Source organism: Corynebacterium lipophilum, assembly GCF_024102595.1.
GTDB classification, from domain to species: Bacteria; Actinomycetota; Actinomycetes; order Mycobacteriales; family Mycobacteriaceae; genus Corynebacterium; species Corynebacterium pseudogenitalium.
The window spans coordinates 1-21626 of the sequence record NZ_JAEUWV010000012.1; the positions used below are offsets into that span (position 1 = coordinate 1).

The 21626-nt window shown below is 60.9% G+C and carries 19 protein-coding genes and 1 pseudogene; 12 read left to right on the plus strand and 8 right to left on the minus strand.

What is annotated here, in order from left to right:
• The first annotated feature begins 587 nt into the window (after positions 1-587).
• The gene (locus tag JMN37_RS08025) at positions 588-1751 is read left to right on the plus strand and encodes a hypothetical protein (protein WP_252931612.1); all 1164 of its coding nucleotides are present in this window, start codon (positions 588-590) and stop codon (positions 1749-1751) included.
• A 165-nt stretch (positions 1752-1916) separates the two neighbouring features.
• Here the strand turns inward: JMN37_RS08025 and JMN37_RS08030 are convergent, their stop codons facing one another.
• From JMN37_RS08030 to JMN37_RS11465, 4 genes are all read right to left on the minus strand, one after another.
• Positions 1917-2267 carry an ATP-binding protein gene (locus JMN37_RS08030; protein WP_071573020.1) on the minus strand — a complete coding sequence of 117 codons (351 nt, stop codon included), beginning with the start codon at positions 2265-2267 and terminating at the stop codon, positions 1917-1919.
• Positions 2268-2294: 27 nt separating this feature from the next.
• A complete protein-coding gene (locus JMN37_RS08035; RefSeq protein ID WP_071573019.1) occupies positions 2295-2981 on the minus strand; it encodes a response regulator in 687 nt (228 codons plus the stop codon).
• A 10-nt stretch (positions 2982-2991) separates the two neighbouring features.
• A complete protein-coding gene (locus tag JMN37_RS08040; RefSeq protein WP_143109625.1) occupies positions 2992-3213 on the minus strand; it encodes a hypothetical protein in 222 nt (73 codons plus the stop codon).
• A gap of 120 nt (positions 3214-3333) precedes the next feature.
• The gene (locus tag JMN37_RS11465) at positions 3334-4611 is read right to left on the minus strand and encodes a sensor histidine kinase (protein WP_252931614.1); all 1278 of its coding nucleotides are present in this window, start codon (positions 4609-4611) and stop codon (positions 3334-3336) included.
• 841 nt (positions 4612-5452) lie between these two features.
• On the opposite strand from JMN37_RS11465, the gene JMN37_RS08050 reads away from it, so the two are divergent.
• Positions 5453-5638, plus strand: coding sequence for a hypothetical protein (locus JMN37_RS08050; RefSeq protein ID WP_143110542.1), 186 nt, complete (start codon positions 5453-5455; stop codon positions 5636-5638).
• Positions 5639-6151: 513 nt separating this feature from the next.
• Here JMN37_RS08050 and JMN37_RS08055 read toward each other — a convergent pair.
• A complete protein-coding gene (locus JMN37_RS08055; protein WP_071573016.1) occupies positions 6152-7975 on the minus strand; it encodes a phosphoenolpyruvate carboxykinase (GTP) in 1824 nt (607 codons plus the stop codon).
• Positions 7976-8304: 329 nt separating this feature from the next.
• Here JMN37_RS08055 and trmB point away from each other — a divergent pair, with 329 nt between their 5' ends.
• Genes trmB through JMN37_RS08075 form a run of 4 tightly spaced genes read left to right on the plus strand, consistent with a single transcriptional unit; the run spans position 8305 to position 13060 of the window.
• Positions 8305-9066 carry a tRNA (guanosine(46)-N7)-methyltransferase TrmB gene (trmB, locus tag JMN37_RS08060; RefSeq protein WP_071573163.1) on the plus strand — a complete coding sequence of 254 codons (762 nt, stop codon included), beginning with the start codon at positions 8305-8307 and terminating at the stop codon, positions 9064-9066.
• Positions 9067-9069: 3 nt separating this feature from the next.
• The gene (locus JMN37_RS08065) at positions 9070-9750 is read left to right on the plus strand and encodes an NYN domain-containing protein (protein WP_252931616.1); all 681 of its coding nucleotides are present in this window, start codon (positions 9070-9072) and stop codon (positions 9748-9750) included.
• 9 nt (positions 9751-9759) lie between these two features.
• On the plus strand, positions 9760-12078 hold the full coding sequence (locus JMN37_RS08070; RefSeq protein ID WP_252931618.1) for an MMPL family transporter: 2319 nt from the start codon (positions 9760-9762) through the stop codon (positions 12076-12078).
• A complete protein-coding gene (locus tag JMN37_RS08075) occupies positions 12062-13060 on the plus strand; it encodes a lysylphosphatidylglycerol synthase transmembrane domain-containing protein (protein WP_252931620.1) in 999 nt (332 codons plus the stop codon). Before JMN37_RS08070 ends, JMN37_RS08075 begins: the two co-directional genes overlap by 17 nt.
• Positions 13061-13337: 277 nt before the next feature.
• Here JMN37_RS08075 and JMN37_RS08080 read toward each other — a convergent pair.
• The 3 genes and pseudogenes from JMN37_RS08080 to JMN37_RS08090 form a co-directional block, all read right to left on the minus strand.
• Positions 13338-13600: pseudogene (locus JMN37_RS08080) on the minus strand (hypothetical protein); the annotation flags it as partial.
• Between the two features lie 39 nt (positions 13601-13639).
• Positions 13640-15115: a multicopper oxidase family protein gene (locus JMN37_RS08085; RefSeq protein WP_252931621.1), complete on the minus strand. Its 1476-nt coding sequence runs from the start codon at positions 15113-15115 to the stop codon at positions 13640-13642.
• 71 nt (positions 15116-15186) lie between these two features.
• Positions 15187-15762: a CueP family metal-binding protein gene (locus tag JMN37_RS08090; protein WP_071573011.1), complete on the minus strand. Its 576-nt coding sequence runs from the start codon at positions 15760-15762 to the stop codon at positions 15187-15189.
• 403 nt (positions 15763-16165) lie between these two features.
• Here JMN37_RS08090 and copR point away from each other — a divergent pair, with 403 nt between their 5' ends.
• From copR to JMN37_RS08120, 6 genes are all read left to right on the plus strand, one after another.
• A complete protein-coding gene (gene copR / locus JMN37_RS08095) occupies positions 16166-16888 on the plus strand; it encodes a two-component system response regulator CopR (protein ID WP_252931623.1) in 723 nt (240 codons plus the stop codon).
• A complete protein-coding gene (gene copS, locus JMN37_RS08100) occupies positions 16885-18012 on the plus strand; it encodes a two-component system sensor histidine kinase CopS (protein WP_252931624.1) in 1128 nt (375 codons plus the stop codon). Before copR ends, copS begins: the two co-directional genes overlap by 4 nt.
• A gap of 96 nt (positions 18013-18108) precedes the next feature.
• Positions 18109-18426 (plus strand): heavy-metal-associated domain-containing protein, encoded by a 318-nt coding sequence (locus tag JMN37_RS08105; protein ID WP_252931626.1) that lies wholly within the window; start codon positions 18109-18111, stop codon positions 18424-18426.
• Between the two features lie 51 nt (positions 18427-18477).
• Positions 18478-20703 (plus strand): copper-translocating P-type ATPase, encoded by a 2226-nt coding sequence (locus JMN37_RS08110; protein ID WP_252931628.1) that lies wholly within the window; start codon positions 18478-18480, stop codon positions 20701-20703.
• Positions 20704-20785: 82 nt separating this feature from the next.
• Positions 20786-21199 carry a DUF305 domain-containing protein gene (locus tag JMN37_RS11470; RefSeq protein ID WP_252931629.1) on the plus strand — a complete coding sequence of 138 codons (414 nt, stop codon included), beginning with the start codon at positions 20786-20788 and terminating at the stop codon, positions 21197-21199.
• Positions 21200-21264: 65 nt separating this feature from the next.
• On the plus strand, positions 21265-21609 hold the full coding sequence (locus JMN37_RS08120; RefSeq protein ID WP_070479647.1) for a DUF3054 domain-containing protein: 345 nt from the start codon (positions 21265-21267) through the stop codon (positions 21607-21609).
• Positions 21610-21626 lie beyond the last annotated feature (17 nt).

The following is a 21626-nucleotide window of genomic DNA, read 5'->3' on the forward strand; positions in this document are numbered from 1 at the left end:
CCGACGGCATTCTTGGTGCAAGTATTTGACTCCTTGCGAGTACGAATCTCGTTGCGCGTAGCGATACGCTAGAGTTGAACCCATTATTTGACCACCCCATGGTGTCTACTTTTCAGGGGTCGGCCCCAAGGATCAGGCACCTGTACTTGATCAGACCGTCATTTATATAGTTTTGGTCTACTTTATTGTTGTCGTGCTTCCTTGTCTGGTGTGTTTTTGGAATGTGTCCAAGATCTTCGACCCTGCATGGGAGGAAACTGCTCGGGTTCTTGCGCTGCGAGGCGCCGGGAAGTGGGTCGCGGCTGCGTTGCTGTCGGCTGCACCGTTAGCCGGTCTTCTCGTGAGCGTTTTACTTTCAGTCGCCCCCTTATATCTCGTATCTCGCATTCTCGAAAAGGTGGTCTGGGAAGGCCGTGGGTTCCTCCCTGCGGATGCTTTCGCTGGCCTAGTAGGAGCATTTGGCTGTGGGGTTCTTATCACCATCATGGTGGGCGTCGCGACGTACCTGAGGAGGATGAAACTCTTTGCAACGACTGCATAAATGGCAATTAGCTGCTTTTCCTGTTGGCATAGTAGCAGCGGCCCTGATGGCCATCGCATCCGAGATATTTTCCCTCCCAATCTTGGTTCCTTTAGCCTTCCTCCCTATCATTGCTGGGCTAGTGTATCTTGCGCCATTTCTAGCCCTCGGCGCCGGCTGGTGTTATGAAAAGGTCTTCGGCGGAGGGATCCAAGGGACTCTAATATCAGCTTCCCTTCGCTACCGTGCAACCTCCATTGGTTCGAGCGTAGTGCTCTTATTCTGCATCTGCGCAGTATCGACTGTGACAGTTGGTTTAGCGAATGCCGGACTTGGACAGGTGAGCTCGGGACTGAGTTACTGGAAGCCAGGGATTCACTGGGGAGCTCTTCGCGATGATGCTGAGATTGAGGCCACCTACGAAGAATTCACATCTCCGGGGGTAATGGGAACATTTGGACAAGGGCGAATACTACGGGAAAACCAACGTTCAATAAACGCGTTCGTTATGTCCTGTCATGAATATGCAGAGCTAGCCACTGACGACCCCGTATGTCCAGCCGATGACGCCGAATCAATGTTGATCCCGGTGGGAATGGACGCAGCATCTCTATCTTCTCAATTCATCATCCCGGTCACAGACACTGAACTAGACCTACCGCCACTACGGATCCAAGAAGTTCCCGGACTCACGGAAATTCTCATTTCGACCTCCAGTGAAGAAATCAACAACGTGGGCAGATATCTATACGCAGATTTGGATCAGCTCCCATCTAATGTTGTTTTGTCTGCAACCATGCAAACCAAGTCCGGATTGACATCGCAGGAAAGAATCGACAATGTCAACTCTGCCATGTCATCCGGGTACGGTGAAGCGGCATCTGCGTTGACGCTCAGTATTATGCTATTCGGACTAGCCGCAGTGAGCGGAATCGCTATTGCAGCGATCAGAGACCGCACTAGACTAGTCAAGGTTCTCACCCTACGGGGAGTACAAGATACGGTCGCTAAGAATCTTGTCCGCATCGAAACGATCAGTCTTACTCTCCCCTTCGCGCTGTTTGGGTGTATCAGTGGCACTCTTCTAGCTGCTGCAGTCGCTCAAGTATCGAGTCTAAATCCTCGGGATGCTTTCACTCCTCATGCACTGGGGATACTGGCGGTTTACGTCGCTGCAGTACCTATCATTACTGAAATCCAGCTTCGCAGAACGGACGGTCAAGATGATTAATCCTGCATGGCTGGTCCAGCTAGTGCGACTTCGGATTGTTGACAAGCGAAGCTCCGAACGGTCAATCGGCAGATTGTTAGGACCACGGATTTAGTAACACTGTGGTGAGTATCCAGTAACGCCCGGGTGAGTATCGAGCAACACCCGGGCGTCGACCATGAGCAGCTACTTTGTAGTGGCTTCTAAGCGCATGTTCGGACCTTGAAGCGTGATGATCTCAGCACCAACAACAAGCCGATTGAGTATCGACTCGGCGATGACAGCATCCGGGATGGACTTGTACCACTCATCGGGCGTGAACTGGGAGGTGACAATCGTCGATCCCCGATGTTCACGCTCAGCAAAAATGTTGAGCAGCTGGTGTGCTGTGGCAGCATCAATCGGTGTTGTTAAGAAGTCATCAAGAACGAGTACGTCTGCCAGGTGGAGATCTTGAAGAAACTCCATGCGTGCTGTGTCATCATGGCGTAGCACCATCAGCTGGTTGGCCAGCGTGTCTGTGCGGAAGAAACGCACAGAGTAGTCGACCGACCAGAAAAATTTCTACCACGACTTGCCCAATTTTGATTGGATCACTGTGATTGCCAAACTGAGTCTTGAGGTCGCGCCGAAGCGCGCGATGAGGTGGGAGACATGCTTTTTTACCGTCGCTTCGGAATACTTCATTGCGGAAGCTATTTCAGCATTAGATAGCCCCTGGCATATGTAATGTAGAATGCGCGCCTCTACCTTAGTAAGGTCCTCATAGGCTGAAAAGAAGTCCACTCGGTGGGATGCTGGGGGTGTGGAAACTTTGTCAGGGATGTAATCAACGAGTCTGCTCAGGGCCTGTGGAGATACCGTGACTCCGCCAGTGAGTGCGTCTCGAACTGCGGAAATAATTGCCTGTGGTCGTGAACTCTTAAGAACATAGCCAGCACCACCACCGGCCAGCACTCGGAGCATTGTCTCGTCACTGTCAAGTGCAGTGATCGCTACGAATGGAGGCGGGTCCGTTCGCCGCTGAACCTCGCTCAACAACGTCACCCCGTCCATCTCCGGCATGTGAATATCGGCCAGAATGATATCGAGAGGGACGTTGTCGAGCACGGTGAGAGCCTCGACTCCATCGTGCGCTTCTGCCACAACGCGGATGTCTTTAGTAGTGGCGAAATACTGTCGGAATGAGGATAAGACCCGTGGGTCATCATCAACGAGAAGAACCTTTATTTGCGCAGTATGTTCGCTCATTTCTTGTAGCTTATTTGCTCCATGGCAGGGCTGGATGATGTTTACAGGAGAAGATATCGGTAATAGTGCCGACGATCGCAACAGCGTTATTTTCGATGTGGGACTCTTGGGGCTGGGAAATTTGCGGCGTTACGGAGACTTGTTCAGCCACCGCCGAGGGGGCGATTAGCAGGGTCAGGATTAATGCTGCTGTGAGGGGAGCAATGGAGCGAAGTCGACGGAAAGGGATCATTCTCTGTCCTCTTTCTGCATCTAGGGGGCATCTCTGGGCTATCTCATTATCTCGCATCAAGTAGCCTCCGTTGCCCACAAGCGAAGGTTATAGACGAAAGTGACCACCGTTCTGGGGGTGTCATTGTTTCTGCTGAGGGATCCGTAACTCGGTATTCCATCGGGTGGAGCTTGAGACTGTCCGCATGTCGCCTCCGATGCCTTCGGCTAGCTGTGAAATAGCCGGAAGACCCAGTCCCGTGGTTAAATCCGATGCCGGTTTTCTGCTGCCAACAGTATTGATGAAGCTGATGGTGACATAGCCGTCGTGGTCCTCCACAGTGAGTGTCACTGTGGAACCGGGATTTGCGTACTTGATGATGTTGGTAGCCACTTCTTTCAGTACCTCTCGGAGTACGACAAGGCCATTTGGGTTAAGGGAAAGGGCCCGGAAAGAGCCCCTTGTTTCCACGGTGAAACCATGTGCTTTTAGGAAGCTGACTATCTGATGAAACTGGTCGGCGGCAGATGGTTCCAAATCGCTAGAGCAGGATGAAGAGTCGCTGCTAAGAATACGCAGTAGACCCCGCACCTCTTTCATGGAATCGCGCGCCTGCTCTGCGATTGCAGCAAGTTCCACCTGGATTTCAGCAGCAAAGCCTTGCTGCAGACTAAGCGTTTCTGCACGCATCACCACTGAGGTCAACGACGCTGCTACGGAGTCATGCAATGCTCTTGCTAACGATGTTCGGCGAGCTCGGATGTCATTATCCCACTGCTCCATCAAGTCTCTTCTCTGAATGATGACGCGGTAAAGGATGTGGCCGAGAAGAACTGCAGCTGCAAGGAATAACGCCCAGACGGTAGATGCCAGCAGATCAGGAGGAAACAGGACCCCTTCTGAAGGGTTGACTGAACCTGAGTACCAAATCAGGATACTTCCGGCTGCCGCCGCTGCTGTGTGGCCACGGTAGGCAACAACTGCAGCGACAAGCGGGGCAAAGAAGGTGAAGGCCGTGGCTCGTATATCTGGCTGTACCGATAAAAGAAGAAATAGAACGAGATATCCGGCCCAGGTAGGTAGCGGGAAACGAGGTACTGCAATGAGACATAAGAGATTCAATGCAGTCGCTGGAATCGTCCAGGGATTGGTAAAAGTACCAGGTTGCAGGAAAAAGTTAACTGCCACCGCCAGGATCCCTACGAGACCAGTCCAGTAGGAGAGAGGCAAGGGCTTCAGCTTGGACCATATTTTTATCAATGATGCTGGCTTCATATTTACCCCATACTCCTGAAGCTTCTTCTGACTGTCAGCAATCTTAGCTGTATGCGATTCTGAAGCTACAAAACGTAATTCCCTCTTACTTGTTTTCAGGCAGATACGACGACTCTTCTCCTGCAAAAGCACCTGTTGAAGCACTCGGTTAAAGACCGTCGGACTTCTAGACGCGTAATCCCCGGAAAAGTTTCTTGTAAATTAGTACAAGCTTGCCGACACTCTCAACCAGCATACTGAGGTGAAGTGTCCTAGGTTTTATTCCGTTTGAGCAGACAGAAAAATCTGGAGTATGCCAAGATGATTTGACCAGGACGCAAAGGACCGTACTGCCCGCCTTATCGATGCTCGTATCTTGGTGGGCCGGAGACTATCCCCATGAGGATGCGTGCATGATCGTGGCACCGAAAACGCGAGGTTGCTCCGTGAAAATCCAGAGCTCCGCGATACTAATGAGGCACTAGGGCTGCCTCGCCTTTCTGCGTCGGAAATAATCCAGTTCATCGATGAATACCGAATTCGTTTCTCTGTCGAGTTCATCTGTGGGACGTTGAAAGATAGCCAAGCTAGTGGGTGCATCATATCGCTTGGTTATCGCCAGGACAATGCCTGCGGTTAAAGTGCTCGTCGCCATTGCGATGTTTTGCTCGTTGAACGCATTAGTGCTATTCATCGGGCCCGGTGTCGGTGTGCGGAAATGGGGCATGCTCTTCACCGTGACGAAATCGATGTCGGTCGTGAGCAAACTGCACGGTTGATGCGACAGGCCGACGTTTCTGGCAAAAGCAAAAGCGGATCACAATCCGTAAGCCTAATGCGCCTCCTCTTCGCCAGGACTGGGTGGAGTGTGAATTCAAACCCAGGACCCGAACAATCTGCGAGTGGCAGACATTACGTATGCACGACGAAGAAAAGCTTCGTGTATGTCGCGTTTGCCATTGGCGTTCATTCTCGACGGATCGTTAGATAGGCGTTACCAGATTCCATGCACACCGAAGTTTTACCGCTGCAAGCTCTCAGCCAGACGATCGCGTCTGCTGAAGAAACAACAGGTCTCAGTCACCACCCGGATCACGGGTCGCAGTATCTCGGCGTTGTCTACAACGAGCAACTCGCCCAGTACGGGTTCGCTGCTTCCACCGGAACTGTTGGTGGCACCTATGACAATTGACAATGCTCTTGCTGTAATTGTGAACAGTTCCTACAAGAACGAGCTGATCCATACTCGCAGGTGAAATGATGCTGTCGAGGGAAAATCGCGATGTTCGAATGGGCGTCATTGTGGAACGAGACAAAGCTCCACCAAAGCTTGAGATACCGGAACCTGGTCGAGGTGGAAACCGAACTTTGGAAGCAGACCCCTCCACTGGCAATAGAAATTAAGGCAAAAACCTAGGAACAAAACCCGGAGCACTTCAGTCGCAGAGTACGCGCTCAAGAGTCAACGCCCTGCTGCTAACGGCACGCAAAGCAAAGCTCTGAACGATTATACCAATTGGCAGTTTGCACAGCGACTGAATTACGTAGAAATCACGATCAAAAAGAAAGTGTCTGCTCTTCTGCGCATACATGGCATGCAGAGCAGAGCAGAGCTGAGCTAGCAACTCTGGCGCGTAAGTTCACATAAACAAAGGCCCGCCACACGGCGGGCCTTTCATCTCAGCGGATTACTTACACCAGAAGCTTACTTCGCGGCGTTGACGCGCTCTTCGAGCTTGTCCAGCTGCTCGAAGATTTCCTTCGGAACGCGGTCGCCGAGGCCAGCGAAGTACTCGCGGGCATCCGCGACGTCACCCTCCCACAGCTTCGGATCTGGGTAGAGGGCTTCCTTGACGTCCTCGATTGGCTCGTCGAGGCCCTCCAGGTCCAGATCTTCCGCGCGGGCGGTGTAGCCGACCACGGTCTCGTCTGCGCCGACGCGGCCTTCGATGCGGTCCACGATCCACTTCAGCACGCGGGAGTTCTCGCCGAAGCCTGGCCACAGGTAGCGGCCGTCCTCGCCGCGGCGGAACCAGTTCACCAGGAAGATTGCCGGCATGCGGTCGCCGCCTTCGCGGCCCATGTCGATCCAGTGCTGGAAGTAGTCACCGACGTTGTAGCCAATGAACGGCAGCATGGCCATCGGGTCGTGGCGCAGGGAGCCGACCTTCGCCTCAGCGGAGGCTGCGGTCTGGCCGGAGGAGAGCATCGCGCCGATCATGGTGCCGTGCTCCCAGTCGTGCGCCTGGGTGACCAGCGGCACGGTGTCCGGGCGGCGTCCGCCGAAGAGGATGGCGTCGACCTTGACGCCCTTCCAGTCGTCGTACTCCGGTGCTGCGGTTGGGCACTGCGCGATCGGGGTGCAGTAGCGGGAGTTCGGGTGGGCAGCCTTCTCGCCGGACTCTGGGGTCCAGTCGTTGCCGTGCCAGTCCACGAGGTGCGCTGGGGCGTCGCCGTCCATGCCTTCCCACCAGACGTCGCCGTCGTCGGTGAGGCCGACGTTGGTGAACAGGGTGTTGCCCGGCTCCATGGTCTTCATGGCGATCGGGTTGGACTTGTAGTTCGTGCCAGGCGCGACGCCGAAGAAGCCGTTTTCTGGGTTGACGGCGTAGAGGCCGTCCTCACGCAGGTGCATCCAGGCGATGTCGTCGCCGACAACCTCGGAGGTCCAGCCCTCGAGCGACGGGGTGAGCATTGCCAGGTTAGTCTTGCCACATGCGGACGGGAACGCGCCGGTGATGTGGTAGACCTTGCCCTCTGGGGAGGTGAGCTTCAGGATGAGCATGTGCTCAGCCATCCAGCCCTCTTCCTTCGCCATGACGGAGGCGATACGCAGGGCGAAGCACTTCTTCGCCAGGATTGCGTTGCCGCCGTAGCCGGAGCCGTAGGACCAGATTTCCTTGGTCTCTGGGAACTGGGAGATGTACTTCGTCTCATTGCATGGCCATGCGACGTCTTCCTCGCCTGGCTCGAGTGGCGCGCCGACGGAGTGGAGGCACGGTACGAACTTGTCGCCCTCGATCTTGTCCAGCGCTTCCTGGCCCATGCGGGTCATGACGCGCATGGACATGACCACGTATGCGGAGTCGGTGAGCTGGACGCCCAGCTTCGGGTCCGGGTCGCTGATTGGGCCCATGCAGAACGGCACAACGTACATGGTGCGGCCTTTCATGGAGCCGCTGAAGTGCTCGCGCATTTCAGCCTTGAGCTCGGCTGGGTCGCGCCAGTTGTTGGTTGGGCCTGCGCCGTCTTCGTCTTCGGTGGCGATGAAGGTGCGGGACTCAACACGTGCGACGTCGGAAGGGTTCGAGCGTGCAAGGAAGGAGTTCGGGCGCTTCTCCTCGTTCAGCTTGATCAGCGTACCCTTCTCCACCAGCTCGGCTGCGAGGCGGTCCCACTCTTCCTGGGATCCGTCCGCGAATACCACCTTGTCAGGATCGAAGAGGTCCACAGCCTCGTTGATCCAAGCAATGAGCTGTTCATTGTCGGTTGGTACGTTGCCTTCGATGCGCTTCACGGCAGTGGTCATAATCTCTCCTGGTCAAAATAGACAAACCTCTAGGTCCCAAGCCTATCGAAATCGCGGTTACGCTGGTCCGTCCCAGACTTTTCGACGCCCACCCCGGTCATAACCAGTGACATACTTCATAGATGCGACCAAGAGTGAGCATGTAAATGTGCCCCGAAAAGGGGTGTGCCCGAACGGTGGAACGTCGATAAATATGGGGCATATGCAGCGGAAACAACATTCCCTTAGTGTGCAAACCCGCAAACAAACGTGACCGGACCCACATTCACCCCTTTCCGGGGGCGCTGGGGGAAATTGCATTTCACTACATGGTGTGGACAATGAACACGATGAACATGTCTGAGAATTCACGCCCTGGCATGGGCGAACTGCCCCACGGGCGGCCCCCACAAACCGAATTTGATACCGGCCTGGACTACCCGCGGCTCGGCTCGGTGACGTTCCGCCGCGGCACACTGACAGACAACCAGGAGGCGCTCTTCGACGAGCACTGGCCGCGCCTGGGGCAGATGCTCAGCGACACCCCCATCGACGTCGACGAATGGTTCGGCCGCACGGGCCACCCCACGATCCTCGAGATCGGCTCCGGCACCGGCACCTCCACCGCGGCGATGGCGCCGCTGGAGGCGGACACCAACGTGATTGCGGTCGAACTGTACAAGCCGGGCCTGGCGAAGCTACTCGGCTCCGTGGTGCGCGGCGAGATCGAGAACATCCGCATGGTGCGTGGCGACGGCGTCGAGGTGCTGGCCCGCATGTTCGGTGAGGAAAGCCTCGACGGCGTGCGCATCTTCTTCCCCGACCCGTGGCCGAAGGCCCGCCACCACAAGCGCCGCATTATCCAGTCGGGCACGCTGAACCTCATCGCGACGCGCCTGAAGAAAGGCGGCGTACTGCACGTGGCCACCGACCACGCCGACTATGCCGAGTGGATCGACGAACTCGTCAACGTGGAACCCATGCTGGAGTACAAGGGTTGGCCGTGGCCAGAGGCGCCGTTGCTGACAGACCGTCAGGTCATCACTAAATTCGAGGGGAAAGGGTTGGAAAAAGACCACACGATCCGCGAATACCTCTGGGAGAAGAAGTAAACCATGCAGGACCTGCAGGACAAGACGCACCCCTACACGCCAGGAGCCGAACCCGGCCCAGAAACCTACCTGCTCGTCTGGGACGCACCGAACCTTGACATGGGCCTCGGCGCGATCCTCGGCGGGCGGCCCTCCGGGTCGCAGCGTCCGCGTTTCGACGCCCTCGGCCACTGGCTGATCGGGCTCGCGTCGAAGGCCTCGCAGGAGACCGGCTCCACCATCGAGCCGGAGGCCACCGTGTTTACCAACGTCGCCTCCCACAACGCCGAGGCGGTCCGCCCGTGGGTGGACGCGCTGCGCAACGTGGGTTTCGCGGTCTTCGCAAAGCCGAAGACCGCTGAGGATTCGGACGTCGATCAGGACATGCTCACCCACATCCGCCGCCGCCTCGACGAGGGCGTGCTGCGCGGCGTCGTCGTCGCGTCTGCCGACGGCCAGAACTTCCAGGAGCCGCTCGAACAGCTCGCGGAAGACGGCCTGCCCGTGACCGTCATCGGGTTCCACGAGCACGCCGCGTGGGCCGTCGACTCCCCACTGCTGCGCTTCGTGGACCTCGAGGACATCCCGAACGTATTCCTGGAGCCGCTGCCGCGCATCAACCTGGAGTCCCTGCCGGACGGCGGCGCATGGTTGCAGCCGTTCCGCCCGCTGACCTCGTTGCTGCACAACACCAAGGAAAAGTAGGAGCTGGCCGTGTTTTACAGGTGGGGACATTTCGCGTACCGACAGCGCAAGGTGCTGCCTATTGTGGTCATCGCGGTGATCGTGGTGCTGCAGGTGCTCTTCGGTTCCAAGCTGGGCGAGCGTCTCTCGCAGGAAGGCTGGGAGGACCCGCGCGCGGACTCCACCACGGCCGCCACCATCGAGAACGACACCTTCGGCCGCGACAACGCCGGTGATGTCATCCTGCTTGTCCGCGCCCCACAAGGCGTGGCCGACCCCGCCGTGTTCAACGAGGCCAACCGCCAAATCGAGGCCCTCAAAACCGAGTACCCCGACCAGATCGACCACATCACCAGCTACTTCTCCGCGCCGAACCAGCAGCAGATCACCGAGGACGGCACCGCCGCCTTCGCCGCGATCGGCCTGGCCGGCGACGGCGAACAGACGCTGAAAGACTTCCGCACCATCCAACCGGCGCTCAACGACATCACGCTGCCTGGCGACGCCACCGTGCAGATCGCCGGCGCCACCGCCGTCGCCGACGCGCTGGACACCGGCATGGCCAACGACATCGCCCGCGCCGAAAAAGTCGGCCTGGTGTTCGTGGCCATCATCCTGCTGTTCGTCTTCGGCGGCGTGGTCGCCGCGGCGATGCCACTCATCGTGGGCATCCTGTCCATCATCGGCTCCCTGTCGCTGCTGTCCATCCTGGCGCAGTTCCAGCAGGTCAACATCTTCTCCCAGTCGATCATCACGCTGCTCGGCCTGGGCCTGGCCATCGACTACGGCCTGTTCATGGTCTCCCGCTTTCGCGAAGAACTCGACCGCGGCGTGAGCACCGAAGAGGCCGTCGCCGCCACCACAACCACCGCTGGCAAGACCGTGTTCTTCTCCGCCCTGATGGTCGGAGTGGCGCTCTCCGGCCTGCTCATGTTCCCGCAGGCCTTCCTCAAATCCGTGGCCTACGGCGCGATCAGTGCCGTGATGCTCGCCGCGGTCATCTCCGTGACCATGCTGCCGGCGCTGTTCGGTATGCTCGGGCCGAACATCGATAAGTGGTCGGTGCGGCGCACGTCGCGGAGGGGGCGTCGAATAGAAGACACCGTGTGGTACCGGCTGCCGGCGTGGGCGATGCGCAACTCGAAGAAGGTCGTCGTCGGCGCGACCGGCGCGCTGCTGCTGCTCACCGTGCCAATGGTCGGCATCACCTTCGGCGGCATCAACGAAAGCTACCTGCCGCCCAACCAGGAGACGCGGCAGGCGCAGGACGCCTTCAACGAGGAGTTCCCCGCGTTCCGCACCGACCCGATCAAGCTCGTGGTCACCAACGCCACCAACGAGCAACTCGTGGACGTGGTCCTGCAGTCCCGCGAAGTCACCGGCCTAGCCAAACCGCTCTCCCCGTCCCAGGCGACGAAGGACGGCACCACAGTGCTCTCCGCGCCGCTGGCGGACCGCAACGGCGGCCAAGCAGTCGTGGACCAGCTGCGCGCCATCGAGGCGCCAGAGGGCGTCGGCGTCCACATTGCGGGCACCCCGGCCATGGAAGTCGAATCCATCGAGGCGCTTCTCGAGCGGCTGCCGTGGATGGCGCTCTACATGGTGCTGGCCACGTTCCTGCTCATGGCGCTGCTGTTCGGGTCGCTGATCCTGCCGGCGAAAGCCGTCATCATGAACGTGCTCGGCATCGGCGCAACCCTCGGGTTCCTCACCCTCGTCTTCGTTGACGGCGTCGGCTCCGGCCTGCTCAACTTCACCCCAGGCCCGCTGATGAGCCCGGTGCTGGTGCTCATCATCGCGATCCTCTACGGCCTGTCTACCGACTACGAAGTCTTCCTGGTCTCCCGCATGGTCGAGGCCCGCCACAACCGCGCCACCACCGATCAGTCCATCAAGTACGGCACGGCGCACACCGGCGGTATCATCACCGCGGCCGCCGCCATCATGATCGTGGTCGCCGCCGCCTTCGCCATGAGCGACATCGTCATGATGAAGTACATCGCGTTCGGCATGATCGTCTCCCTGGCCCTCGACGCCACCATCATCCGCCTGCTCATCGTGCCCTCCGTCATGCACCTTTTGCGCGAGGACAACTGGTGGGCACCACGCTGGGTCAAACGCGCCTACCGCAGCCTCGGCGAAGGCTCCAGCTCCGTCCCACTTATCGACGCCCCCTCCGACCCCACCCACACCCCCGTCGACGAAGCGATCGCCCTCGACCCCTCGCCCGCCCGCGCGGGCCGGACCGTCAACGAAAACGCCAACCTGGTCCCCTTCACGGAACTGATGCAGGAACTCGAAACCCGCCGGGCCCTCGAACAGCTCAAGAAGCGTGAACTTGAACGCTAAGTGGCTGCGCTGGACAGCACCCGTCGTCATCCTGATTGTCGGCCTGGTGCTGTTTCGCGACCGCCTCCCCTTCCTCGGCGAAGCCTGGACCACGCTACGCCGCGCCGACCTGCTGCCGCTGGTCGGGGCCGTCGCCACCGCGTTCGGCGCTATCGCCGCCATGGCCGCCGTGATGCTCGTGCTCCTCAACATCGAGGGGCACATCGCCACCCTACGCAACTGCATCAACATCACGCTCGCCTCTAACGCCTGGTCCACCACTGTCCCCGGCGGGCCGGCACTCTCCGCGTGGCTGACCTTCCGCGTCCACCAGTCCTGGGGCGCCTCCACCGGCCTGTGTGCCTGGTTCTTCGTCGTCTCCGGGGCGCTATCCACGGTCTGGATGGCGCTCATCGGCATCAGCGCCGTCGTGTTCATGGGCGCCCGCCTCTCCGTGTGGGCCCTAGCCGGATCCCTACTGGGGACCGCCGCCGTGGTTGGCGGCCTCTACTGGGCCACCCGCAACCCCACCGTGCTGAAACGCTGGCTGCGCTTCCTGCCCGCCCGCGTCGCAACCAAAGCCAGCGGCGTCGTCGACCAAGTCGCTGCCATCCAAATGTCACGCCGCCGCTTCACCGCCGCCGCCGCGTTCTCCCTGCTCAACCAGGTCCTCGACCTGGCCGTGCTCTACTTCTGCGCCTGGTCCGTCCTCGGCGCCGCCCCAAGTTTCGAGCCCGGCCTCAACCAAACCTCCGCAATGGGCATCACCCTCGCGTTCATCATGACCAAACTCGCCGGCGCCGCCCAAGTCACACCCGGCGGCGTCGGCACCGTGGAGGCCATCCTCGCCGGCTCCCTGGTCACCGTCGGCCTCACCCTTGTCGACGCCACCGCCGTCACCGTCCTCTACCGACTCATCTCCTTCGCCCTCATCACCGCCATCGGCTGGGTCGTCCACACGGCCGAGTACGCCGGGCGCGGCTACATGCTGGGCAAGGCGTGAGGTCGGCCCTGGCCTGGCCTGGCCTTGTCCGGCCCGGCCTGGCCTGGTCTGGCCTGGTCGCCCGAAAAAGTTCCCAACGTTTTTTGAAAACCGGGAACATTCTTCGTAGACAGTCGTCTCGAACTGTAGAAACGCGAGTGTTGGTCGACCGGAACCGGCCCCTAACGCAAAATGATTCCCGGGCTCGGGAACTTCTTTCGTTGAACTCGTGAACACCCCAAGTCACGCGGTGCAACACCGAGTAGGAAGGACACAGCGATGACGGTAGTCGTACTGAAGTGGCCAGCACAAAGACGATGGTGAAGCCGAGAATGAACAACCCGGCCGCACCCGCTACCGGCCACTGGCATTTGGTGACCACCGTGCCCCCTCGGCGTCGTAGTCGACCTCCCCGCCGACCACACTGGCCAGATACGACATATACCTGGGTACCAGGGCTACGACGCACGGGGAGGCGAACGAGATCAGACCGGCAGCTGCCGCAGCCAGGATGCCGAAACACCGAGGAAGATCATCAGTGGCCCGGTGAGTGGTCTGCAGCGACTCTGCCTACCTCGGCACTCAACCCTGCTGTGGGCGTTACTCGTAGCGAAGCGAGCTGAACATCCCGGTTTCCATGTGATAGGCGTTATGGCAGTGAAATGCCCACTCACCGGGGTTGTCAGCGATCAGGTCGGCGATCATGGTTTCACCGTGGCGGAGAAGGACGGTGTCCTTGCGCAGCCCGCCGCTGCCGGGCAGCGCCCACGTGTGTCCGTGGATGTGCATGGGATGGGGCATCATGGTCCTGTTGCGCATGACCATCCGCAGGCGCTGGCCCTCCTGCACGGTCGCGGAGGAGGATTGGCCGTCGGTGAGAATGCTCCATTCATACGGCATCATCTGCCCGCCCAGGTCGATGCCAACTTCTCGGTCTGGTGTGCCCTCGGGCAGGAGTGCACGGTCTGCAGGCTTCAGAGAGGACAGGAGCAGTCCGGTGGACGACAACTCGGGGAAGTCGACATCGGGGCGGGGGGCCTGGCCGCCGGCGGTGCGGATGACGGCGAAGGCGCGGTCGTCCTTACCCACCGCCAAAGCCGTGAGCGGGAAGACGCCGTCGTCGAGGATGACCTCGACGTCGACACGCTCGCCCATCGACAGGTAGATCGATTCGGTCTCCCTGGGCTGGACAGGGAAGCCGTCGGTGTGGGTGACGGTCATGCGGTGACCACCGAGGGCCACCTTGAAGATGGTGTCACCGCCGGAGTTGATAAACCGCAGGCGGGCCTTATCGCCCGGGCGAGCCTCGAAGGTTCGGTGAGCGCGGGGGATACGTCCGTTGATGAGGTAGTGCGGATACATCACATCGCCGGCATCCCCGCCCAGAACCCGGTCCGGGGTGCCGTGCATCATGTGACCGTGACCTCCCATCCCCTTCTTCCCGCTATGGTCGCCTGAACCCATTCCGGTGAGCTTGTCGAGCTCATCGTCGGGAGTGCCCTGAATACCATCGACCCAGTCGTCGAGCACGATGGTCCACTCGACGTCCTGGTCCTCAGTGTCTTGCGGGTCACGGATGATCAGTGGGGCGTGGAGGCCGCGATCAAGCTGCAGGCCGGTGTGGGAATGGTAGAAATAGGTGCCACCGTGGGGTACTTCAAAAACATAGGAGAAAGACTCGCCAGGTTCAATGGGGTCCTGGGTCATGCCGGGCACACCGTCGGCTGCGTTGTGGAGTGCGATGCCATGCCAGTGGATGGAGGTGCTCTCAGGCAATTCATTGGTGATATCGACCTGGAGGACGTCGCCGGCGGTGGCCTCAATGGCCGCATCCCCGGTGTCAGAGACGTATCCCCACGTCTTGGCTTCGATGCCGCCGATATCCAGGGAGAGGGGCCGGGCGGTCAGTGTCCGCCGCACCGTCGGCTCACCGAACGCAGTGGGAGTGGGGCGAAGGGAGGAACCTGGTGCCGAGGCAGCGGGTCCAGGGTCGCTGGTGCAGGCGGCCACGGCCCCGGTGCCGGCGAGGACGAGCCCGCCGAGCAGAAACTGTCGTCGGGAAAACGCGTTCGTCATGATTTAACCTTCCTGGTGTAAGAATTCAGTGACACGGAGAGACAGGTGCAGGTGAGGACCCTGCTGAGCCATTACGTCAGGCGCAGGTCTGTAACACAGGTGGCACCGTCGTCGGTGGTGGAAAACTCCGTGGTACCGGTACGCCCCTGGTAGCTGACCTCAATCAGGCCGGTGACATCATCGGGAAGCCAGAAGCCAATAAACCCGTTGTCGAAGGTGGTTGTCTCCTCGTCCACCAGCACCTCACCGGTCGCCTCATCGGTGATCTTGACCTGGATATCCTCATTGCTGAGTTCCCCCACGCAGGTCGTGAGGCTGTGGTAGAAGCAGTCGTGGGTGGAGTTGACATAGGGTGCGATCGAGACATACGTCTGATTGTCGGGAAGATCGACCACGACTTCCTGGTCACCGCTCGAGAGCAGCAGTTCATCGGGACGCACTGAGGCGATCAGATCCGTGGGGCGCTCAGTGACCTTCTGCCGGTCGAGGTGATCAATGATCTCCACCGCGTCCATGTCAGCCAGGCCATGGGTAGTCAGGAATGTATCTTGGGACACCGTCCCGTCGGCCGTGGGTTCCGGGTCGGCGGTCGAACACCCCGTGAGGGCGAGGGCAAGGGCGGCGGCTGCGATCGCTGCTCGTTTCACGTCAATCTCCTTGGATCGTGGTAACACTGTGAGAAGACACCGCCTCAAGGTCGGTGTCATACCGTTATCTTGCACGGGTGCCTGACGGAGTAGAAATCAAAAACCCTGCTCACAGCCTTATAACAGAGCGAAAAGGGGGTGAATTCAGTGGGCTGGGTCACCACCGGGACACCACCTCACAGCCGTGGGCGATGTCCTTCTACCCGCCCCGGGTATGCGGTGCGGGCAGTGAAATCCCTGGTGACGCCTGCTGAACCGACCAGGGGAGGCGATGCCGCCGGCCCGGGATGGGGCACAGGGGTGTCGGCGATCGAAGAGTGATGTTTGAAGATTTGATGAAGATTCCCCGCCGGGCGCTGCGTGAGGGTGGTATTCCCCCCTGGTCGGCGCGATACTGGGGTCTATGGCTGACCACACACCGACCACCGCCACGCCCCCGGGGCGGGTGCTGGTCGTCGATGATGAACAACCCCTGGCTCAGATGGTCGCCTCCTACCTCATCCGGGCAGGCTTCGATACCCGCCAGGCGCACACCGGCACCCAAGCCGTGGACGAGGCCCGTCGCTTTTCCCCCGATGTTGTGGTGCTGGATCTGGGGCTGCCCGAACTCGACGGCCTGGAGGTATGCCGACGGATCCGCACCTTCTCGGACTGCTACATCCTCATGCTCACCGCGCGTGGCAGCGAGGACGACAAGATCAGCGGTTTGACCCTGGGGGCGGATGACTACATCACCAAACCTTTTAGCATCCGGGAACTGGTGACACGGGTGCATGCGGTGCTGCGCCGCCCGCGCACCAGCACCACCCCACCGCAGGTGACCACCCCCTTGATCGTTGGTGACCTCATCCTTGACCCCGTCGCCCATCAGGTGCGGGTGGGGGAGACGACCGTGGAACTCACCCGCACGGAGTTCGAGCTGCTGGTTGCCCTGGCCCTGCGCCCCGGCCAGGTGCTGACCCGCCACGACCTGGTCACCGAGGTCTGGGGCACCACCTGGGTCGGTGATGAACGCATCGTCGATGTCCACATCGGCAACTTGCGTCGCAAGCTCGGCACCGACACCCGAGGCCGGGGGTTTATCGACACCGTGCGTGGCGTGGGCTACCGGATGGGGCAGCCATGAATCACGGACCCGGCCTGACCTTCCGCTTCCTGGCCGCCCAGGTGTTGGTCGTGGTGATTAGCCTGCTGGTGGCCGCGGCCGTGGCCACGACGGTGGGCCCGCCCCTGTTCCATGATCATATGTTGATGGCCGGCCGGGAGGACCCCTCGCTGGAGCTGTTCCATGCCGAGCAGGCCTACCGGGACGCCAACCTGATCACCCTGGCCGTCGCCCTGCCCACTGCCTTGATCAGCGCCCTACTGGCCAGCCTGTGGTTATCGCGTCGTCTGCGCACCCCCCTGCAGGATCTCACCCGCGCCGCTACCAGCCTGGCGGCCGGTAACTCCCGTACCCGCGTGCCCGCCGGAGAAGCAGGCCCCGAGGTCGCCACCCTGGCGCATGCCTTCAACACCATGGCCGACCGGCTGGAACACACCGAACAGGTCCGCCGCCAGATGCTCTCTGATCTGGCCCACGAAATGGGCACCCCCTTATCGGTGCTCACGGTCTACCTCGATGGTCTCCAGGACGGGGTCGTGGACTGGGATAATGCCAACCACACGATCATGGCTGACCAACTCACCCGCCTGACCCGGTTGATGGAAGACATTGACGATGTCTCCCGGGCCCAGGAACACCGGATCGATTTGGACCTGGCGGAGGAAGAGCTCGGGGATCTGCTCCCTACCGCGGCTGCTGCCGCGGGGGAAGCTTATGCTGACAAAGGCGTCGATTTACAGGTCGAGACCATTACGGACGCCGCCCGGGTGCTCGTGGACCGGCAACGCTTCGGCCAGGTGATGAGCAATCTCCTGTCCAACGCGCTACGGCACACCCCGGCCGGCGGGCAGGTCCGGATCAGCGTTCAGCGCCAGGGGGCGTCCACCGCGCTCATCCACGTCGCCGATGACGGCGAGGGCATCCCACCTAGCCAGCTCGGACACATCTTCGAACGCTTCTACCGGGGAGATGCCGCTCGCAGCCGGGACAACGGCGGGTCCGGTATCGGTCTGACCATCTCCAAGGCATTGATCGAGGCCCACGGCGGCACTCTCACCGCCACCTCCCCCGGACCTGGTCGCGGAGCGGTGTTTACCCTCCGCCTCCCGCTGTCCCCTCCCGACAGTGAGGAGGCTGCTCGGTGACCACACCCTGCCCCGCGTGAGGGCAGTGCCCTCCACCCCTTGAAGATATACCCCAGATAGCATCGCCGAATCCCACCGACCAGAAGGAGCTTTCCCATGATCACCTCCCCACCCCGCCTCTTGCCGATGGCCTCCCACGGCTGCAGCTGTTGCGGACCTGCCTCACGTGCCGACACTGCCTCCATCCCTGCCACCAGCGACTCGTCAGCAGGAGGATCCTCCCCTAGCTACCAGGTCACCGGTCTGACCTGCGGACACTGCGCGAAAAGCGTGACCCAGGCCCTCTCCCAGGTCGACAACGTCCAGATCGATCTCGCTGCTGGTGGTGTTTCCACCGTCACGGTCACCGGTGTCGTACCTCCGGAGATGGTTCGCCGGGCCATCGAAGAGGCCGGCTACACCGTCTTATCCTGATCAGTTTTACCCATCATCTCGACCCCGACCGGGTTGAGCGAAAGGAACGTCATGAACACTCCCAACCATTCCGGTGATCGCCCCGCTCCGGAAACAGACCACACCCACCACCCGGATCATGCCAGCCACGAACACCACACAGATGCCGACACCCACGGCCAGGAGATGCCCCACGATCACCCGCACTCCGCCCTGGACGACGAAGACCACCACGTTCATGGTCACGGCGAACACGCCGGACACAGCACCGCAATGTTTCGGGAGCGCTTCTGGTGGTCGTTGATTCTGTCCATTCCCGTCGTTATTTTCAGCCCCATGGTCGCCCAACTGCTCGGCTACCACCTCCCGGCATTCCCCGGATCTACCTGGATCCCCCCGGTGCTGGGCACGATCATCTTCGTCTACGGAGGAACGCCTTTCCTTAAGGGCGGATGGAAAGAACTGAAATCCCGTCAACCCGGGATGATGCTCCTGATCGCCATGGCCATCACCGTGGCGTTTGTCGCCTCCTGGGTCACCACTCTGGGGCTGGGTGGTTTTGACCTGGACTTCTGGTGGGAGCTGGCCCTGCTGGTGACCATCATGCTGCTGGGCCACTGGCTGGAGATGCGCGCTCTCGGGGCCGCGTCCTCCGCGCTTGACGCGCTGGCTGCCCTGCTGCCGGATGAAGCCGAGAAAGTCATCAACGGGACCACCAGCACCGTGGCCATCTCCGAGCTGGTCGTCGACGACGTCGTGCTGGTGAGGGCCGGTGCCCGGGTGCCGGCTGACGGAACCATCATCGACGGAGCCGCCGAATTCGATGAGGCGATGATCACCGGCGAATCCCGTCCCGTCTTCCGCGACACCGGTGACAAGGTGGTCGCCGGTACCGTGGCCACCGACAACACCGTCCGCATCCGGGTAGAGGCTACCGGCGGGGACACCGCTCTGGCCGGGATCCAACGCATGGTTGCCGACGCCCAGGAGTCCTCCTCTCGGGCCCAGGCCCTGGCGGATCGGGCGGCGGCATTGTTGTTCTGGTTCGCGCTGATCTCCGCTCTGATCACCGCGGTGGTGTGGACCATCATCGGCAGCCCGGACGATGCTGTGGTGCGCACGGTCACGGTGCTGGTCATCGCCTGCCCGCACGCCCTGGGCCTGGCGATTCCGCTGGTCATTGCGATCTCCAGCGAGCGGGCCGCGAAATCCGGGGTGCTCATCAAGGACCGGATGGCACTCGAGCGGATGCGCACCATCGACATGGTGCTCTTCGACAAAACCGGCACCCTGACCGAGGGAGCGCACGCGGTCACCGATGTCGCGGCAGCTGTCGGCGTCACCGAGGGCGAGCTGCTGGCCCTGGCCGCCGCCGCGGAGGCCGACAGCGAGCACCCCGTGGCCCGAGCCATCGTGGAGGCCGCGGCCGCCCATCCCGAGGCCTCCCGTCGGCAAATCCGTGCAACTGGTTTCAGCGCCGCCTCCGGCCGAGGGGTCCGGGCCACTGTCGATGGCGCTGAGATCCTCGTGGGCGGGCCGAACATGCTGCGCGAGTTCAACCTCACCACCCCGGCCGAGCTCACCGACACCACCAGCGCCTGGACCGGGCGTGGGGCTGGGGTGCTCCATATTGTCCGCGACGGTCAGATCATCGGTGCGGTGGCCGTCGAGGACAAGATCCGCCCCGAATCTCGCGCCGCCGTGAAAGCCCTGCAGGACCGCGGGGTGAAGGTTGCGATGATCACCGGCGACGCCCAGCAGGTGGCCCAGGCGGTTGGCCAGGACCTGGGGATCGATGAGGTCTTCGCCGAGGTCCTGCCCCAGGACAAAGACACCAAGGTCATGCAGCTGCAGGACCGGGGTTTGAGCGTGGCCATGGTCGGTGACGGTGTCAATGACGCCCCCGCTCTGACTCGCGCGGAGGTCGGTATCGCCATCGGTGCGGGCACGGATGTGGCCATGGAATCTGCCGGGGTGGTCCTAGCCAGTGATGACCCGCGGGCAGTGCTGTCGATGATTGAGCTGTCCCAAGCCAGCTACCGCAAGATGATCCAGAACCTGGTCTGGGCCTCTGGTTACAACATCCTCGCCGTGCCGCTGGCCGCCGGCGTGCTCGCACCGATCGGGTTCGTGCTGTCCCCGGCCGTGGGTGCGATCTTAATGTCTGCCTCGACCATCGTGGTGGCCCTGAACGCCCAGCTGTTGCGCCGTATTGATCTGGATCCGGCTCACCTGGCTCCGACCGAGTCGAAGGAGGAACACACCACGCCTACTCCGGCATCCACCGCCGTCCACTGATCCACCACTTCTCTCCACTGCCTCCATATGGCCCTGAAAGACCCCACCATGAGGCGCACCCCCTGTTCTTTCCGCTCTCGCCGTGGCCTCCACCCCGGCGCTAGCCGCCTTCGGTGAGGCCCCCGAGTCAGGCAACACCGATGCCACCGCCTCGGCCACCAACACTGCGACGACTGAGGCGGACCGGGAGATCTCCGCCGATCACGACGACACGGACATCATGTTTGCCCAGATGATGATCCCCCATCACCAGCAGGCCGTAGAGATGAGTGAGATGCCCCTGGCCAAGGAGGGTATCCCCGCCCAGGTTGTGGAGTTTGCCCAGGGGGTTATTGACGCCCAGGGACCGGAGATTGACCGGATGAACGCCATGCTCGGGGCCTGGGGCCCGCAGCCGGTCCCCCCTCGGGAGGATTACTACACTCCTATTGCTACAATTTGCGGTTTTACCGGTGTTAGCGGGCAGCAGACGCAAATCTGTTCACAAATTCGCTAAGCGGGTTTTGTGGCACCTACCAGCGACCTACCGACGCAACCAGGCACCGGGTTAGACTGTCTGACATGATTAAAAAACCGTACGCAATTGCTGCTGACTACGTTGCCATCGCCGCGTTCGCGCTGCTCGCGCGCATCGCGCACCAGACCGAAGACATGCCGCTGAACTTCTTCGGCTGGTTGGAAACCTTCCTGCCGTTCGCGGTCGGGCTGGGGTTGGCGTGGCTGGCCACCCGCAAAGACAAGGGGTGGCTGATTTGGCTCATCACGATCGTGGTGGGCCTGATCATTTGGGGCTTCTACCGCCACAAGCTGCCGCACTACTCGTTCGTCATCGTGGCGAGCAGCATGTCGGCGCTGCTCATGCTGGGATGGCGCGGTGCAGCGAAACTGATTCTGAAGCGGCGTTAGCTCGACAGCCAACCCAT

Excerpts from the sequence above, each read along its gene's own strand:
- JMN37_RS08025 (WP_252931612.1), top strand. The coding sequence starts at position 588 with ATGGCCATCGCATCCGAGATATTTTCCCTCCCAATCTTGGTTCCTTTA.
- JMN37_RS08035 (WP_071573019.1), bottom strand. The coding sequence starts at position 2,981 with ATGAGCGAACATACTGCGCAAATAAAGGTTCTTCTCGTTGATGATGAC.
- JMN37_RS08040 (WP_143109625.1), bottom strand. The coding sequence starts at position 3,213 with ATGATCCCTTTCCGTCGACTTCGCTCCATTGCTCCCCTCACAGCAGCA.
- JMN37_RS08050 (WP_143110542.1), top strand. The coding sequence starts at position 5,453 with ATGCACACCGAAGTTTTACCGCTGCAAGCTCTCAGCCAGACGATCGCG.
- JMN37_RS08055 (WP_071573016.1), bottom strand. The coding sequence starts at position 7,975 with ATGACCACTGCCGTGAAGCGCATCGAAGGCAACGTACCAACCGACAAT.
- trmB (WP_071573163.1), top strand. The coding sequence starts at position 8,305 with ATGAACATGTCTGAGAATTCACGCCCTGGCATGGGCGAACTGCCCCAC.
- JMN37_RS08065 (WP_252931616.1), top strand. The coding sequence starts at position 9,070 with ATGCAGGACCTGCAGGACAAGACGCACCCCTACACGCCAGGAGCCGAA.
- JMN37_RS08085 (WP_252931621.1), bottom strand. The coding sequence starts at position 15,115 with ATGACGAACGCGTTTTCCCGACGACAGTTTCTGCTCGGCGGGCTCGTC.
- copR (WP_252931623.1), top strand. The coding sequence starts at position 16,166 with ATGGCTGACCACACACCGACCACCGCCACGCCCCCGGGGCGGGTGCTG.
- copS (WP_252931624.1), top strand. The coding sequence starts at position 16,885 with ATGAATCACGGACCCGGCCTGACCTTCCGCTTCCTGGCCGCCCAGGTG.
- JMN37_RS08105 (WP_252931626.1), top strand. The coding sequence starts at position 18,109 with ATGATCACCTCCCCACCCCGCCTCTTGCCGATGGCCTCCCACGGCTGC.
- JMN37_RS08110 (WP_252931628.1), top strand. The coding sequence starts at position 18,478 with ATGAACACTCCCAACCATTCCGGTGATCGCCCCGCTCCGGAAACAGAC.
- JMN37_RS08120 (WP_070479647.1), top strand. The coding sequence starts at position 21,265 with ATGATTAAAAAACCGTACGCAATTGCTGCTGACTACGTTGCCATCGCC.